Raw genomic sequence first — 15,879 nt, forward strand, 5'->3', positions numbered from 1 at the left:
CTTCTATCTAAGATATGATGTATTATTTTATGATTCCTTAATGCTCACTGGCTCATTAATTAAAACCTTTAAATTTCCCTTCATAACTTCTACTTCACTTTCATCATGAGTTATAATAATTGCTGTTTTTTTATTTTCTTTAATAAAGTTATAAGTAAGTTTTATTACATAGTCTTTACTCTCTTTATCTAATGCTTTAAAAGGTTCATCCATTAAAAATATATTTCCCGCATATAATAATCCTCTAGCTATATTAGCTCTTTGCCTCATTCCTCCACTTAATTGATACGGATAAAGGTTTTTATAATCTAAAAGCTCTAAGTCTTTTAAAATCTTATTTATTTTTGTATTGCATTCTTCCTTACTATATTCTTTTATTAATACTATTTCTAAATTTTTATATAAACTTTTCCATGGAATTAATCTACTTTCTTGAAATATAACACTTACCTTCTCACCATTTTCTAACAATCTATTCTTTATTTCTTTTAATAATGTAGTTTTTCCTACCCCAGTTTTCCCCATTATAAAAGTTATTTCTTTTTCTTTAAAAGAAATTGAGAAGTTATTGTAAATACTTCTATTTCCATATTTTATATTAATATTATCAAATTTAATCAATAAATTCTCTCCTCCCTTTTATTAATTGTTCTCCAATATAAAGTATTACCTTATCTATTAAAAAACATAAAAGAGCAACTATAATAATCCATGCAAATATTCCAGCTGTATTAAAATTCATCTTCTCACCTTGTATGGAAGTTCCTATTCCAAATTTTGGTTGTCCGTATACCTCTCCCGCAATAACTATCTTTAAAATTAAAGAAAAAGTGGATGAAATTATATTTTGTATATTAAAAAATATATTAGGAATATGTATATTTAATAACGTATCTTTAAAACCAATTTTAAAAGCTTCTATCATTTCTAATAAATTCTCCTCAATATTTAAAATAGAGTTTTGTACTACCTCATAAAATATAGGAAATGATACAACTATACCAATAAGTAAAGGTGCATAATCTTTATTAACCCAAATTAATGCAATTAGTATAAAAGCAATATTAGGAATTGATTTCAATATAACAATAAGAGGAAAAATAAAATTATATATATATTTATTAAAAGAAGAAGCTACTCCTAACAGTAAGGCTAATAATAATGAAATTATTAAACTTTCTAAACCTCTAAAAATAGAACTGACTACATCCTTTACAAGGCTAGAGTTAAATACAATTGTATTTAACTCATTTATAACCTCATTAATTTTTGGTAAATATATATTGTTATCTATAAGATTTGATAATAACATCCATATTCCTACTAAAATTAATAGGGATATAAATATTAATCTTCTACTTTTAATAGAAGAAGTTTTCATCTGGTATCTCTCCTCCTATTGATTTTGGATTTTGATCCTTTAACACTTTAAAATATTTATTATACTCATCTTTGCTATCTTTTGAAGTAGAAAATTGTATATTACTACTTTTAATTGACTTTTCTAATATTACCTTTTCTACTTTCGATCCATTATCTACTGAATATTCCGCTGCCTTTTCGGGGTTAGAATTTACCCAATTTATACTTTCTAAAACATTACTTAAAAATTTATTTAAAAAGTCTTTATGATTTTTTATAATATATTCTTTTGCAATTATAGATGCTTGTGGAAACCCCTGTTTTGTTTCAAAAGCTTCCTTCCACATTTTATTTAAATCTGCTATTACAGTTACATTTTCATTTTTACTTTTTATAGTTGTCAGCACCGGTTCTGGTACTACTGCATATTTAGCTTTTCCACCTAATATTGCTGGTGCAAGTTCTGATGGACTACCTACATAATTTAAAGAAATTTCATCTTCCTTTATTCCATTTTTATTTAATAATGCCCTAAAAACTATATCTGGTGTAAGCCCTTTTGCGATATTATAAATTTCCTTTCCTTTTAAATCCTCAATAGATATATTTCCTTCAGTTGATATTAAGTATAAAGCCCCAAATCCTGTAGTTCCTACAAGTTTATATCCTAAGTCCTTATTATATCCTTGAGCGGCTAAATTTGATGGAACTATAGCTATATCTGGCTCTCCCTTCATAACTGTAGTCGCTAAAACTTCTGAAGTATTTTCTATAGTATAATTAATACTATAGTTTTCTTCATTTTTCTTTTCTTTAATTAACTTTGAAATAGATGTTGCTGGTACTCCATTAGGTACTACTATATTAATCTGTGTTGTTTCTTTAATTTCTTTTTTATTTGATTCTTTAGCTCTACACCCTATGAATAATAAAGTTGAAAATACTAGTGTAAGTGCCGTTACTAATACTTTTTTTGTTCTTTTCACTTAAATCCCTCCATATATTAAAACTATTTATATTATACACCAATTGTAATAATTTAACTAATTTATTAAATTAAAAACATTATTAATTTAGATAATTATATTACTTTTCTATTTTTAAAAGAAATAATCCATTCATAGAAAAAACTCCATATAAAACTATGTATGGAGAGTTTTTAATATACTAATTATCTAAAAATTTTAAAGTTTTTATTAATCTATCTGTCCCTAGTATAGTATTGTTAAAATTAGCTTTTGAATTTTCTATATACTTTTCTGGCTCTAACATAGCAGGACTAAAATGAGTTAATAACAATTCTTTAACATTTCCTTTTTTTGCAATATCTCCTGCTTCACTAAAAGTCATATGCTTATTTTTTACAGCTTTATCTATATCATTGTCATCTCCATATGTTCCTTCACAAATAAATAAATCACTCTTTTCTATAAATAAGGGGATTTTCTCTAATGGTCTACTGTCTGTAATTAATGAAATCTTTATTCCTTTTCTTTCTTCTCCTAATACCATTTCATCTTTATATTCTATGTTATCTAAAATTACACTTTTTTCTCTTTGCAATTTACTCCATAATATTTTAGGAACATTTAACCTAATTGCTTTTTCTACATCAAATTTTCTAGATCTCTTAAAATAAAAATTAAATCCAATGCATGGAGATGAATGTTCTAATTCAATAGTTTTAATTATTAAATCGCCATTATCTTTATTTAATAAAAAACCTTCTTTATTTTCATTAAAATACATTGTTCTCTTATTTTCAATTATTTTTATTTCATATGGTAGATATGGTATTATAACTCTTAACCCATCTATAACATCATTAATTCCACTTGGGCCTATAATTGTTAATGGCTTTATTCTCCCACTATTACCAATAGTTGATAAAAGACCTGGTAATCCAACAATATGATCTCCATGACAATGTGTAATACATATAATATCAACTGATTTAAATCCCCAACCTATCATTCTCATAGATACTTGAGTTCCTTCTCCACAATCTATGAGTATTTTCCTTCCTTTATAATTTAAAAGCGTAGCTGAAAGATTTCTATATGGCATTGGCATTCCTCCACCTGTACCTAATAAACAAATATCTAACATTCTTTTCTCCTTTTAAACTTTATATAAAATATTATAATAAAAAAAGATATATAATATATTATTAATATATCATATATCTAAAATTTAATACTATTTTGCTAATTCTAAAGCTATTTCCATCATATCTGTAAAACTTTCTTGTCTCTCTTCTGGAGTTGTTTCTATTCCCTTAAAAATATGATCTGATATTGTTAATATAGCTAAAGCCTCTACACCATATTTTGCCGCTACTGTATAAAGTTCTGCAGCTTCCATTTCTACTGCTAAACACCCATAATCGGCCCATAGTTTTATAGAAACATCTGTGTCATCATAAAAAAGGTCTGAAGATAGTACATTTCCAACCTTAATATTTACACCTTTTTCCTTACCTAAATTATAAGCTTGTAGTAAAAGATCAAAATTAGCCGTTGGAGCATAATCCATCCCCTTAAATCTTCTTTTATTTATTCCAGAATTTGTAGAAGCACTTTGTGCTAAAACTATATCTCTAACATTAACATCATCATGCATAGATCCCGCTGAACCTATTCTTATTAATCTTTTTGCTCCATAAAACCTTATTAATTCGTTTACATATATAGAGTGTGATGGCAATCCCATACCTGTTCCTTGGATAGATATTCTTTTTCCTTTATAAGTACCAGTATAACCATACATTCCTCTAACAGTGTTATAACATACTGGATTTTCAAGATAAGTTTCTGCTATAAATTTAGCTCTTAAAGGATCTCCAGGAAGAAGCACTGTTTCTGCTATATCTCCTTCATTAGCCATTATGTGTAAATGTGTTGCCATAAATATGCCTCCTTTTTTTTGCTTTCTTAATTGAATAGTATCATATTAATTAAAATAAATAAATACTTATATATGACTAAATATCATTAACTTTTTATTATTTATGAATTGTATTATTTATATTTATAAAAACAAAAGAGCTATAAATATTTTTATAACCCTTTATGTTACTTATTTTATATCTCTAACTAACTTCCTTATATCTCCAATCATATAAAGAGAACCTGATGCAATTATTAAATCTTCTTTATTAGCATCCTTTAACGCTGAATTTAAAGCCTCTTTATAATTATTATATGCTATACAATTTTTATTAAATTTTACAATAACATCTCTTAAGTCTTCAGCTAGCTCTGCTCTAATAGAATTAGGTGTTACAGCATATACTTTTTCACAAATAGGCACTATTGTTTCAACCATTTCTTCTACATCTTTATCTGCTAGTATTCCTAATATTAAATATAGCTTTTTATATGTAAAATATTTTTCTATATTTTCTCTTAATTTTTTAATTCCTTGTATATTATGAGCTCCATCAATTACTATTAAAGGATTATTTTTCATAACTTCAAGTCTACCATTCCATGATACCTTTGGAAGAGATTCTTCAATTATTTCCTTGGAAATTTTTACCATATGTTTTTCTTTTAGCACTTCTATAGCTTTAATTGATACTGCTAAATTTATAATTTGATGTTCTCCAAGTAATGGTAAATCTATAATATATTCATTTATCATTCCAAATACTTTTACTTTTTGAAATGGTTTTTCGCATTTAATTATATCAATTAACTCAGTATCACTATTTAAAACTTCATATATCTTAGAATTTTCTTTAACACATTTTTCTTTAATTACCTCATATACCTCTTTTTCTTGAGGATATATAACAACTGGAGTATCTTTTTTTATTATACCAGCTTTTTCTATTGCAATTTCCTTTAAAGAATTTCCTAAAAGATTAACATGATCATAACTTATAGATGTAATTATTGATAAAATTGGTTTTATTACATTGGTAGAATCTAGTCTTCCCCCTAATCCAACTTCAATAACTGCAAAATCTACATTTTCTCTATAAAAATATAAAAACATTAATGCTGTTATTATTTCAAATTCTGTTGGATGATTATATCCTTCTTTTATGACTATATCTACAGCTTCTTTTACTTCATCTATTAAAGAAGCTAACTTATCTTTCGGTATATTACACCCGTTAATTTGTATCCTCTCTTCAAATTCTTCTAAAAATGGAGAAGTGTACATACCTACCTTGTATCCAGATTCTAATAAAATTTTAGTAATCATTGCAGTAGTTGAACCTTTTCCATTAGTTCCTGCAATATGTATTGTTTTTATTTTATCCTGTGGTTTTCCTAAAATATCTAAAAGCCTAAATGTTCTTTCTAAACCATAATTTGATCCAAAATTACCTATAGCTTTTATATACTTCATTGCTTCTTCATATTTCATCTAAATTACTACCTCGTATTTTAACTTTTATTTATATAGATATACTATTATATATTTTACTTATTTTCAATATTTACTAAATATTAAACACTAAGGGCTCTAGTTTTAACTAGAGCCCTTAATGCCTTTTATCTTTTCTTTTATCTTAAATATTTACTTTATACATATTAACATAGAAATATAATAATGTCTTTGCTATTTCAAAAATAAATATTTTTTATTTAAGCCTAAATAACTTTTTGTTGTATAGCAATTATAGCTTAATAATTAAATATTATTTTAAAGAATCTATTCTTACTAGAACTGCTTCAAGCATCTCCTGATATTTTACTTTCTTTTCTTTTTCAGCATTAATTACTGCCTCTGGAGCTTTAGAAACAAACCCTTGATTTGAAAGTTTTTTATCTATTCTCTCTACTTCACCTTGAAGCTTTTTCATTTCTTTATTTAATCTTTCTAATTCCTTTTCTTTATCTACTAAATCTAATAAAGGCATAAATAATTCTCCACCTTTAACAACTAGTGATACAGCATTTTCTGGAACTAAAGTTTTATCTTCTATAAATTCAACTTCTGAAGCTGAGGCTAATTTTTCTATATAAGCAGTTCCTGATGTAAATGCATTTTTAGCTTCCTCAGAAATATAGCAAATAACCTTTGCCTTTCTTGATGGCGGTACATTCATTTCAGCTCTAACATTTCTTAGTGCTTTAATAGCTTCAATTATAAATTCCATATCCTTTTCTGCAATTGTATTAGTTAATTCATCTTTAACTTCTGGCCAATTTGATATAGCTATTGATTCTCCATCTGTTAAAGTAGTATATATTTCTTCTGTTATAAATGGCATTACTGGATGTAATAACTTAAGACCTGTTGTTAATACAGTGTATAATACATTATATACTATTCCTTTTTGCTTTTCATCATCACTAAAGAAAACAGGTTTAACAAGTTCTATATACCAGTCACAGAATTCAGTCCACATAAAGTCATAAACTTTTTGAAGAGCAATTCCAAGTTCAAATTTATCCATATTTTCTGTAACTTCCTTAACTAATGTGTTAAGATGTGATAATATCCATTTATCTGCTAAGCTATACTCTGTTTCATCTTTATATTTATTCATGATTTCCTTATCTAAATTCATCATAACAAATCTTGATGCATTCCATATTTTATTAGCAAAGTTTCTTGCTGACTCAACTCTTTCTGGGAAGTATCTTATATCATTTCCTGGAGCATTACCTGTAACTAACATAAATCTTAAAGCATCCGCTCCATAAGTATCTATAACTTCAAGAGGATCAACTCCATTTCCAAGAGATTTGCTCATTTTCCTTCCCTCAGAATCCCTAATTATTCCATGAATTAGCACCGTATCAAATGGCTTTTCTCCCATATTGTGTAACCCTGAAAATACCATTCTAGCAACCCAGAAGAATATAATATCATATCCAGTAACTAAAACATTTGTTGGATAAAAGTACTCTAAATCTTCTGTTTTATTTGGCCATCCAAGTGTTGAGAAAGGCCATAAAGCAGATGAGAACCATGTATCTAAAACATCTGTTTCTTGTCTTAATTTTTCTGATGAACATTTTGGACAACATTTTGGAGTTTCTTCTGAAACTATTATTTCTCCACATTCACAGTAATAAACTGGAATTCTATGTCCCCACCATAATTGTCTTGAAATACACCAATCCTGAATATTTTCCATCCAGTTAAAGTAAGTCTTTTCAAATCTTTCTGGTACAAATTTAGTTTCTTTATTTTTTACAATGTCAATAGCAGGTTTAGCTAAAGATTCCATCTTTACATACCATTGCTTTGATATTATTGGTTCTATTACAGTACCACATCTATCATGTGTACCTACATTATGAACATGAGGTTTAACCTTAACTAATAGTCCTTGTTCTTTAAGATCAGAAACCATTTGCTTTCTTGCTTCATATCTATCTAATCCTTGATATTTTCCACCTAGTTCATTAATAACTCCATGATCATCCATAACTCTAATTTCTTTTAATCCATGTCTCTTACCTACTTCATAGTCATTAGGATCATGAGCTGGTGTTATTTTAACTGCCCCAGTTCCAAATTCAATATCAACATATTCATCTGCAACTATTGGAATTTCTCTATCTGTCAATGGTAACTTTAATGTTTTACCAATAAGATGCTTAAATCTATCATCATTTGGATTAACAGCAACAGCAGTATCTCCAAGTAATGTTTCAGGTCTTGTTGTAGCTATTTCTAAAAATCCTGATCCATCTGATAAAGGATAGTTTATATGCCAAAAGCTACCTTCTTTTTCTTCATACTCTATTTCCGCATCTGATAAAGCAGTTGTACATTTTGGACACCAGTTTGTTATTCTGTTTCCTTGATATATTAGACCTTCATTGTATAACTTAACAAAGACGTGTCTTACTGCTTTATTTAAGTTTTCATCCATTGTAAATGCTTCTCTTGTAAAATCACAAGAAACACCCATTTTCTTTAACTGTTTTCTTATTGTTTCTCTATACTCATCTGTCCATTCCCAAACTTTTTCTAAGAATGCTTCTCTTCCCATTTCTTTTTTAACTAAACCTTGCTTTAGCAACTCATTTTCAACTTTAACTTCTGTAGCAATACTTGCATGATCTTGTCCTGGAAGCCATAAAGTAGAATATCCTTGCATTCTTTTAAATCTTATTAACATATCTTGAAGTGTATTATCAAGCGCATGCCCTAGATGTAGCTTACCAGTTATATTTGGAGGTGGCATAACTATTGAAAATGGTTTTTTAGTTTTATCCACCTTAGGAGTAAAGTATTTATTTTCTTCCCAAGTTTTATATATTCTTTCTTCAAACTCTTTTGGGTCATAAGTTGTTGATAAATTCTTTTTTTCTGACATTTGTATTTCCTCCTTATTTTAAGTTTTAAACTCACTTTAATCTCTTTTTTTAGAAATAAAAAAAGAGCCTTCATCACAAAAGGACGAAGACTCGCGGTACCACCTTTTTTCCCACTATCTTAAAATTGATTATGGGCTCTTTAATAAATAACGACTAAGAAAGCCGTCTTTGCTTACTTAAGTTCTGCAAAGAAACTCAAAAGCTACCTTCAAGAAACTCCGTATAAAGGGCTCTCAGCCACAGACCCTCTTCTCTGAATACTTTGTATTCTCTACTCCTCTTTTTCACTGCTTTTAAATATATTTTTGTAAAATCATCTTATAATATATTATTTAATTTGTCAATATTATCATATTACTTTATCTTAAATTAAAATACTATACTTCTTCTTTCCAAGTCATGGTCTTCATAAATTCATTTACGTATTCTTCACTCATATTTGGATTTATAGTTTCTTCATGAGATATTGTAACTATTGACATTGCAATTGCATATTTTACAGTATCTCTTAAAGAAAAGTTGTTCATATATCCATATCCTAAACCAGAAACAAAAGAATCTCCTGCTCCAGTTACATTTTTAACCTCTACACTTGTAGCTGCTATTTTCCCCTCTTCATTTGAGTTTTTATAATAAATACCTTCTTCATCTAAGCTAATAAATACATTTTCTACACCTAATGATCTAAAATAATCAGAAGCTTTTTTTAAATCTTCATTTGTTTCAACTTTAAATCCACATAGCATTTCTGCTTCTATTCTATTTGGTTTTATTGTGTGAAAGTGTTTTACTAAATGCTTAATTTTTCCAGCCTTTGTTGCTGATACTGGATCTAAAATAAATTTTGTTTTTCCTTTAAACTTAGTTAAAAGATATTCCATTAATTCTGGATTATCAGAATCTAAAATCGTATATTCCGCATTTTCAATTATATCTGCTTTAGAATCAATAAATGATGTTTCCATTTTATCTAAACTATCCATATCTACTATTGCAGACTCCATTTCACCATGTTCATTTAAAATTGCCATATATGTAGGTGTATACTCGCCTTTAAGAATTAAAGAATTATTCATATTATAACCAATAACTTTTGAATTAGCTAATATATTTCTACCTTGCTCATCATCTCCTAATATGGAAATAAATTCTGTTTTTACATTTACTCTTGCTAAATTTTCTGCAATATTTCTACAAACACCACCAAGGGAAATTTTTATATTTCCTGGTATTGAATCCTTTGGGCTATACTTTTTTCTACTAAAATCTATTATATCAACAATAGATGCTCCTAATACTAATATATAAGGATTATTATTTATCATAATATCTCTCCTAATCACTTTCTTTTCAAAAATACAACTATTATTATATTAGAGAAGTTAAAAAAAATAAAGGAGTTTTTAAAAACTTTGTCGAAATTCTATCATTTAATTTTAATTGTTATTTTTATCCAATTATAATAATATTTTATATAAACATACATATACTGTATATAATTTCCTGAATATGATAATAATTTAAGTGACTATAATTTTTGGGGAGGAAAGCATGGATTATTTTGTTGAAGGTAATAAATACTATAATTTAAAAGAATATAAAAAGGCAATTACTTATTACGAAAAAGCAATTGAAAATAAAGAAAGTATCACTTGTTCATATTATAACTCTGGAGTTTGCTATATTAAATTAAAAAAATTTGATTTAGCAATAGATATGATAAAAAAAGCAATCTCTATGCAACAAGAAAGTAAGTACTTTTTTAATTTAGCTTACTGCTATGCTATGAAAGAAGAAACAAGTAAGGCTCTTATTTACTTTAATATAGCTTGGTCATTAGATTCTAGCGATGAAGACTGTGAAAAAGCGATTAACTTAATAATGTCAAGAAATAAAAAAGCCCTATAATATTAATTATAGGGCTTTTTTACTACCATTCACCGGCTATACTTTCATTAATATGATCATTATTAAAATCTTCATTATCAAAGTAATCTCCAGCTAAATAAAATGTAGGATCTATTTTTATCCAGCGTTTTTCATCACTTAAATAAACTTCATTCCATGCATGAGGTCCAAAGTTTTTACCGTCAAATGCTTCACCTGTAACTAATCTTACTTTAAGATCTGCACTTCTAGCCATAGTGACATAAAGACAAGCATAATCGAAACATATACCACTTCTTGTATTCCATGCTTCTATTGCTCCACTATTTTTAATCCCCTTACTACTTAAGGCTTTTTCGGCTTTCTTATTGTCATATTCTATATTAGAACCAACCCAAGAATAAATTCTACTGGCCCTTTCTCTATCACTGCTTAAATTAGCTACTAACTCTTTAGCTTTTTGATCTATTTCCTTATTACTTTTAACTCCCTGCTCTAATGTTACGCCATTGTAATATGTGATAACATTTGAATTTACTGGAATATAATTTTTAATTTCACTATAATTTAAAACTGGTTTATTTATAGACAGTACATTTTCTAATTTGCTATACGCAGAAATACCATTAAATATATTAACTTTAAAATTTCTTCCTATAGTATTATTAAATGTTATAATGCTCATAAATAAAATTAAAACTATAACAAATCCTTTTAAAGTTCCAAATATAGAAGAAAAAAACACTATTCTTCCAGTGCCTCTTCCTAAAACTAAACTATAGCTTTTAGTTAATGGACTACATAAAGCTTTTAATATTTGATAAATTATAAATTGGCTTATTAAAAAACAAATTGCTAATGAAAAAGCCTTAAAAAATACTAAGGTTAAATTATTGAAATTATATAAGTTGTTACTAAGCTTCAGTATTGTTAAATATACTTTATCTAAATTAATTAGCATTACTAAAAAAGTTATGAAAACAGAAAAATAATATATTAATCTATTTAATGCATACTTTGCATTTCTTTCTTCTAAAGAGTCTTTTATACTTCCTTTAAGAGCTAAAATAATAAGAAGAATACAAATGCCATAAGGTAAATAAGCACTCATTTTCTACCTCTCCTTTAATATGAATCCTCTACTTTTATAATGTTTTTTACAACATTTGAAACAATATCATATTCATATCCCTTTGAAATTAGATATCTATATAATTTTTGTGATAATTTATATTTATCACTTTCCTTTTTACATAATATATCATATTTTTTTTTACCTAATGAATAAGCAACTTCCCTTTGGGTATCACTATTAATATTAGCTATTTCATCTTTAATTAATTCTTCATTAATTCCTTTTTTTATAAGAGTATACTTTATCTTATTTTGTCCTTGGCTTTTCATTTTATCTTTAATATACATTTTTGTATAATTCTCATCATTTAAAAAATTATATTGTTTTAAAAATTCTATTGTTTTATCTATAGAATCTTTTTCATATCCTTTTAAAATCAATTTATCTATGAGCTCTTTTTGACTTTTATAAGTTTTTTCAACTATTCTTAATGCAGAATTTTTACATTTTATATACTCATCTTCTTTTGCTATCTTTTTTATTTTCTCTATATCTATATTATCCTTAACTTTAATACCTTCTTTATAAACTATTTCAGCACTTAAAGAAAATGCATATTCCTCATCAATATATAGGTTTACTCTTTCTTTATTTCTCTTTTGAACTTCTAACTTTGTTATAACATTCATAAAAATTACCACCTTTTATGATTTCAAGATGTGGATTGTAGGATTTTTTAACACTTTTTTTGCTACTTCATGAATTTTGTTAGTATCTAAGGTATTTAGCTTCTCCATATCTTTAACAAATTCATATAAATCCTCTCCATCTAAAGCTTGATGTAACATATAATTGCAAAGTTCTGCTGGGTCTTCTAATGTTGAAATAACAGCTGTTTTATGAACCTTTTTCATTAAAGTTAAATCTCTATCACCAATTACTACATTTCCATTTTTAACACCATTAATTGTTTCATCTATTGCCTTTAATGTTTTTTTTATATCCTCTTCTCCAATTGCCGTATAGACATATAAAGTTTTAACATTTTTAGTCATATCTAATGTTGTATATATATCATAGGCTAAACCCCTTTTTTCTCTAACTTCTCTAAAAAGTAGTGAATTTGAGCTTTCTCCTAATCTATGATTTAATATTCTAAGTGGTAGTTCAAACTCTCTTTCTAAATCATAAAAAGTATATAAATACACTATAGTACTCTGTTCTATATTATCTTTTTTTGTAGTTATTATTTTTTCTTCATTTTTTTCCTCTACTACAATTATATTATTAGTATTGCCACTTTTCCAACTTGAAAACACTTTTTCTACTTCTTTTAATGCTTCTTCGTGCTCAAATGATGAAACAATAGTTACTACACTATTATTTGCCACATAATATTTATTATAAAATTCTACTAAATCTTCTCTTTTATAATTTTTAACATTTTCCTCTAGTCCAGCAACATCATATCTTAAAGGACTTTTCTTAAAAGCAACTTCATTTATTCTTTTAAAACTTAAATCTTCTATATCATCTTTACTTGTCCTTATTTCAGCTAATATTACTCCTCTTTCTTTTTCTATTTCACTTTTATTAAAACTTGAGTTAATTAGCATATCCCCTAAAATATCTATTCCATTTTTAATTTCTTCTTCTAAACAACTAATTGAATATACAGTTACAGCATAATCTGTGTAGGCATTATACTCTCCACCTAAAAACTCTAATTCATCGTTGATTTCTTCATAATTTCTTTTTTTAGTTCCTTTAAATATCATATGTTCTATAAAATGAGATATCCCTTTTTCTTTAATATCTTCATATAAAGACCCAACTTTAACTCCTACATTTATAGAGGCTATTTTAGTATCTTTTTTTATAGTAACTATTTCTAATCCATTATCTAAATTATGCCTCTTTACATCAAAATTAAGTTTAACCATCAATTACTCCTTTTCATTTTTAACAATAATAATAACTATAATATGATTATATACTAATTACAATATATAATTATATATTAAATATTCTTTACCTTAATAGAGTTCACATTTATAATTAAAATAAATATTTCTTTTTAGGAGGTTTTTATGACAAAGAATATACTTATTATAGAGGATGAGTTAAGAATTAGATTTTTACTTAGAGATTATTTTATTAAAGATGGTTTTAATATTATAGAAGCTTCTGATGGAGATGAAGGGATTAAGTTATTTATAGATAACAAAATAGATTTAGTAGTTTTAGATATAATGATGCCTAAAGTTGATGGTATTACTGTTTTAGAAACAATAAGAGAAGTATCTACTGTACCTGTAATACTTCTAACGGCTAAGGGCCAAGAAGAAGATAAGCTATTTGGATATGAAATGGGTGCAGATGATTATATTACTAAACCATTTTCCCCAAAAATCTTAATAGCTAAGGTAAAAGCTTTACTTAAAAGAACTTCTGATGATAAATCTACATGTTCTACTGATTTTAATGGATTGATAATTAATAAGTTATCTCATGAAGTAAAGGTTAATGGAAATATGATAAACCTTTCTCCAAAAGAATTTGAACTTTTAACATATCTTTCTGATAATGAAGGAATTGCCCTTTCAAGAGATAATATATTAGATAATGTATGGGGAATAGACTATTATGGTGATATAAGAACTGTAGATACTAATGTAAAAAGATTAAGAGAAAAGCTTGGAGATAAATCATCGTATATTGTAACTGTAAGAGGAAGTGGTTATAGGTTTGAAACAGTTAGTGAATAAAAGTATATCTAAAAAATTATTTGGTATTACATTTGGTCTAATATTATTTGTTATATTATCTAGCCTTACATTTCAATTATTATTTTTTGAAAAATTTTATTTATCTCAAAAGACAAAAGATATGATTAAAGAAGTTAATAAATTTAAAGCTATTTATTCATTTAAAATAGATGATGAATCTGCATTAACTTCTGCTCTTTATAGATTTGAGCAAGAAAATGAATCAAGAATTGCAATCTTCTCTGTAGATGGTAAGTTTAAATATCTTCCAGATTATTACAAGGGTGTAGATGATCTTAGAACATTAACAGCTTTTGCTACAGAACTTTTAAATAATAAAGAACTTATTTATGACGTTTTATCTACTGGTGAAACTAAATCAACTATTTTTGAAAATCAAAGTAGTAATTCTAAAAAAATAGGTATAATGGCACCAATGTCTATGTCTTCTAATAACGACTCTTTAATTATTTCTGTATCCTCTACTCAACCAATAAAAGAATCGTCAAATATTATAAAAGAATTTTATAAATATTTACTTACAGGATTTATTATTATAGGAGTTTTCCTATCTTTTATTTATACTAATTTAGTAACAAAACCATTAGTTAAAATAAATAAAGTTGCAAAGCGAATGTCATCTATGGATTTTACTGCTAAATGCGAAATAACCTCAGATGATGAAATTGGAAATTTAGGTGAGACTCTTAATTTTTTATCTTCTAATTTAGAAGATGCCCTTGAAAATTTAAAACAGAAAAATAAAGCTTTAGAAGAGGATATAGAAAAAGAACGTAAACTAGAAGAAATGAGAAAAGACTTTGTTGCAGGTGTTTCTCACGATTTAAAGACTCCTATAGGAATTATAGAAGGGTATGCTGAAGGTATTAAAGATGGTATTGCAACTGGAAATGATGCCACTATGTATTTAGAAACTATTATTGATGAAGCTCATAAAATGAATAAACTTGTATCTAATATGCTAGAGCTTTCAAAACTTGAATCTGGTAATTTAAATATTAATATTGAAAGCTTTAATATTATACGCTTAATACAAAAAACACTTAAGGGTTTATCCTTAGAATTCCAAAATAAATATATTAATCTTTACTTCAATCCTACTATTCCGTATGCTTATGTAAATGGAGATACTTTTCAGCTAGAGCAAGTTATTACAAACTTACTTACAAACGCACTAAAGTACACACCTAATGGTAATGACGTTATAGTAGATATAATAGAAAAAAATAATCTATATACTATATCTATAGAAAATAAAGGTGTTCATATTCCCGAGTCTGAACTTGAAAACATATATACTAAATTTTATAGGTTAGATAAATCTAGAAATAGAAATGGAAATAGTAGTGGATTAGGACTTGCAATAGTTAAAAGAATATTAACTATTCATAATAGCCTATATAAAATTGAAAACACTAAAGATGGTGTAAAATTTAGCTTTTCCCTAGAAAAAAATGATCATATTATTTAA

Annotated in this window: 14 protein-coding genes and 1 other annotated feature; of the genes, 3 read left to right on the top strand and 11 right to left on the bottom strand. The window is 26.5% G+C overall.

Features of this window, described 5'->3' with window-relative positions; genetic code table 11:
• Window positions 1-27: 27 nt before the first annotated feature.
• The 8 genes from ACYQ1T_RS14880 to ACYQ1T_RS14915 form a co-directional block, all read right to left on the bottom strand.
• Complete coding sequence (locus ACYQ1T_RS14880) at window positions 28-621, bottom strand: ATP-binding cassette domain-containing protein (RefSeq protein ID WP_459836269.1); 594 nt, start codon at window positions 619-621, stop codon at window positions 28-30.
• The gene (locus ACYQ1T_RS14885; RefSeq protein WP_459836272.1) at window positions 614-1,381 is read right to left on the bottom strand and encodes an ABC transporter permease; all 768 of its coding nucleotides are present in this window, start codon (window positions 1,379-1,381) and stop codon (window positions 614-616) included. The genes ACYQ1T_RS14880 and ACYQ1T_RS14885 overlap by 8 nt, the downstream gene beginning before the upstream one ends.
• The gene (locus ACYQ1T_RS14890; RefSeq protein ID WP_459836275.1) at window positions 1,362-2,348 is read right to left on the bottom strand and encodes an ABC transporter substrate-binding protein; all 987 of its coding nucleotides are present in this window, start codon (window positions 2,346-2,348) and stop codon (window positions 1,362-1,364) included. Before ACYQ1T_RS14890 ends, ACYQ1T_RS14885 begins: the two co-directional genes overlap by 20 nt.
• A 181-nt stretch (window positions 2,349-2,529) precedes the next feature.
• Window positions 2,530-3,471: a ribonuclease Z gene (locus ACYQ1T_RS14895; protein ID WP_459836277.1), complete on the bottom strand. Its 942-nt coding sequence runs from the start codon at window positions 3,469-3,471 to the stop codon at window positions 2,530-2,532.
• 90 nt (window positions 3,472-3,561) lie between these two features.
• A complete protein-coding gene (deoD, locus tag ACYQ1T_RS14900; RefSeq protein ID WP_459836279.1) occupies window positions 3,562-4,269 on the bottom strand; it encodes a purine-nucleoside phosphorylase in 708 nt (235 codons plus the stop codon).
• Window positions 4,270-4,440: 171 nt separating this feature from the next.
• Window positions 4,441-5,742: a bifunctional folylpolyglutamate synthase/dihydrofolate synthase gene (locus tag ACYQ1T_RS14905; RefSeq protein ID WP_459836281.1), complete on the bottom strand. Its 1,302-nt coding sequence runs from the start codon at window positions 5,740-5,742 to the stop codon at window positions 4,441-4,443.
• Between the two features lie 274 nt (window positions 5,743-6,016).
• Window positions 6,017-8,656 carry a valine--tRNA ligase gene (locus tag ACYQ1T_RS14910; protein WP_459836283.1) on the bottom strand — a complete coding sequence of 880 codons (2,640 nt, stop codon included), beginning with the start codon at window positions 8,654-8,656 and terminating at the stop codon, window positions 6,017-6,019.
• A 76-nt stretch (window positions 8,657-8,732) separates the two neighbouring features.
• Window positions 8,733-8,954 (bottom strand) — a binding site (T-box leader).
• Window positions 8,955-9,034: 80 nt separating this feature from the next.
• Window positions 9,035-9,982: a carbohydrate kinase family protein gene (locus tag ACYQ1T_RS14915; RefSeq protein WP_459836285.1), complete on the bottom strand. Its 948-nt coding sequence runs from the start codon at window positions 9,980-9,982 to the stop codon at window positions 9,035-9,037.
• A gap of 226 nt (window positions 9,983-10,208) precedes the next feature.
• Here ACYQ1T_RS14915 and ACYQ1T_RS14920 point away from each other — a divergent pair, with 226 nt between their 5' ends.
• The gene (locus tag ACYQ1T_RS14920; protein WP_459836287.1) at window positions 10,209-10,565 is read left to right on the top strand and encodes a tetratricopeptide repeat protein; all 357 of its coding nucleotides are present in this window, start codon (window positions 10,209-10,211) and stop codon (window positions 10,563-10,565) included.
• A 22-nt stretch (window positions 10,566-10,587) separates the two neighbouring features.
• Here the strand turns inward: ACYQ1T_RS14920 and ACYQ1T_RS14925 are convergent, their stop codons facing one another.
• From ACYQ1T_RS14925 to ACYQ1T_RS14935, 3 genes are read right to left on the bottom strand one after another with little or no spacing between them, the layout of a single operon-like run.
• Window positions 10,588-11,655 (bottom strand): transglutaminase-like domain-containing protein, encoded by a 1,068-nt coding sequence (locus ACYQ1T_RS14925; RefSeq protein WP_459836289.1) that lies wholly within the window; start codon window positions 11,653-11,655, stop codon window positions 10,588-10,590.
• A 14-nt stretch (window positions 11,656-11,669) separates the two neighbouring features.
• A complete protein-coding gene (gene recX, locus ACYQ1T_RS14930; protein WP_459836292.1) occupies window positions 11,670-12,308 on the bottom strand; it encodes a recombination regulator RecX in 639 nt (212 codons plus the stop codon).
• 15 nt (window positions 12,309-12,323) lie between these two features.
• Window positions 12,324-13,562, bottom strand: a complete 1,239-nt coding sequence (locus ACYQ1T_RS14935; RefSeq protein WP_459836294.1) for a M16 family metallopeptidase — start codon at window positions 13,560-13,562, stop codon at window positions 12,324-12,326.
• A 147-nt stretch (window positions 13,563-13,709) separates the two neighbouring features.
• Between ACYQ1T_RS14935 and ACYQ1T_RS14940 the strand changes: the two genes are divergently transcribed.
• Window positions 13,710-14,387 (top strand): response regulator transcription factor, encoded by a 678-nt coding sequence (locus ACYQ1T_RS14940; protein WP_459836297.1) that lies wholly within the window; start codon window positions 13,710-13,712, stop codon window positions 14,385-14,387.
• Entirely contained in the window at window positions 14,380-15,879 is a 1,500-nt protein-coding gene (locus ACYQ1T_RS14945) for an ATP-binding protein (RefSeq protein WP_459836300.1), read from the top strand. Before ACYQ1T_RS14940 ends, ACYQ1T_RS14945 begins: the two co-directional genes overlap by 8 nt.

The sequence above is a fragment of the Clostridium carnis genome, from assembly GCF_054657435.1.

Coding starts and splice junctions, on each gene's coding strand:
- ACYQ1T_RS14935 (WP_459836294.1), bottom strand. CDS start 13,562: ATGGTTAAACTTAATTTTGATGTAAAGAGGCATAATTTAGATAATGGA.
- ACYQ1T_RS14940 (WP_459836297.1), top strand. CDS start 13,710: ATGACAAAGAATATACTTATTATAGAGGATGAGTTAAGAATTAGATTT.
- ACYQ1T_RS14910 (WP_459836283.1), bottom strand. CDS start 8,656: ATGTCAGAAAAAAAGAATTTATCAACAACTTATGACCCAAAAGAGTTT.
- recX (WP_459836292.1), bottom strand. CDS start 12,308: ATGAATGTTATAACAAAGTTAGAAGTTCAAAAGAGAAATAAAGAAAGA.
- ACYQ1T_RS14895 (WP_459836277.1), bottom strand. CDS start 3,471: ATGTTAGATATTTGTTTATTAGGTACAGGTGGAGGAATGCCAATGCCA.
- deoD (WP_459836279.1), bottom strand. CDS start 4,269: ATGGCAACACATTTACACATAATGGCTAATGAAGGAGATATAGCAGAA.
- ACYQ1T_RS14920 (WP_459836287.1), top strand. CDS start 10,209: ATGGATTATTTTGTTGAAGGTAATAAATACTATAATTTAAAAGAATAT.
- ACYQ1T_RS14915 (WP_459836285.1), bottom strand. CDS start 9,982: ATGATAAATAATAATCCTTATATATTAGTATTAGGAGCATCTATTGTT.
- ACYQ1T_RS14905 (WP_459836281.1), bottom strand. CDS start 5,742: ATGAAATATGAAGAAGCAATGAAGTATATAAAAGCTATAGGTAATTTT.
- ACYQ1T_RS14885 (WP_459836272.1), bottom strand. CDS start 1,381: ATGAAAACTTCTTCTATTAAAAGTAGAAGATTAATATTTATATCCCTA.
- ACYQ1T_RS14925 (WP_459836289.1), bottom strand. CDS start 11,655: ATGAGTGCTTATTTACCTTATGGCATTTGTATTCTTCTTATTATTTTA.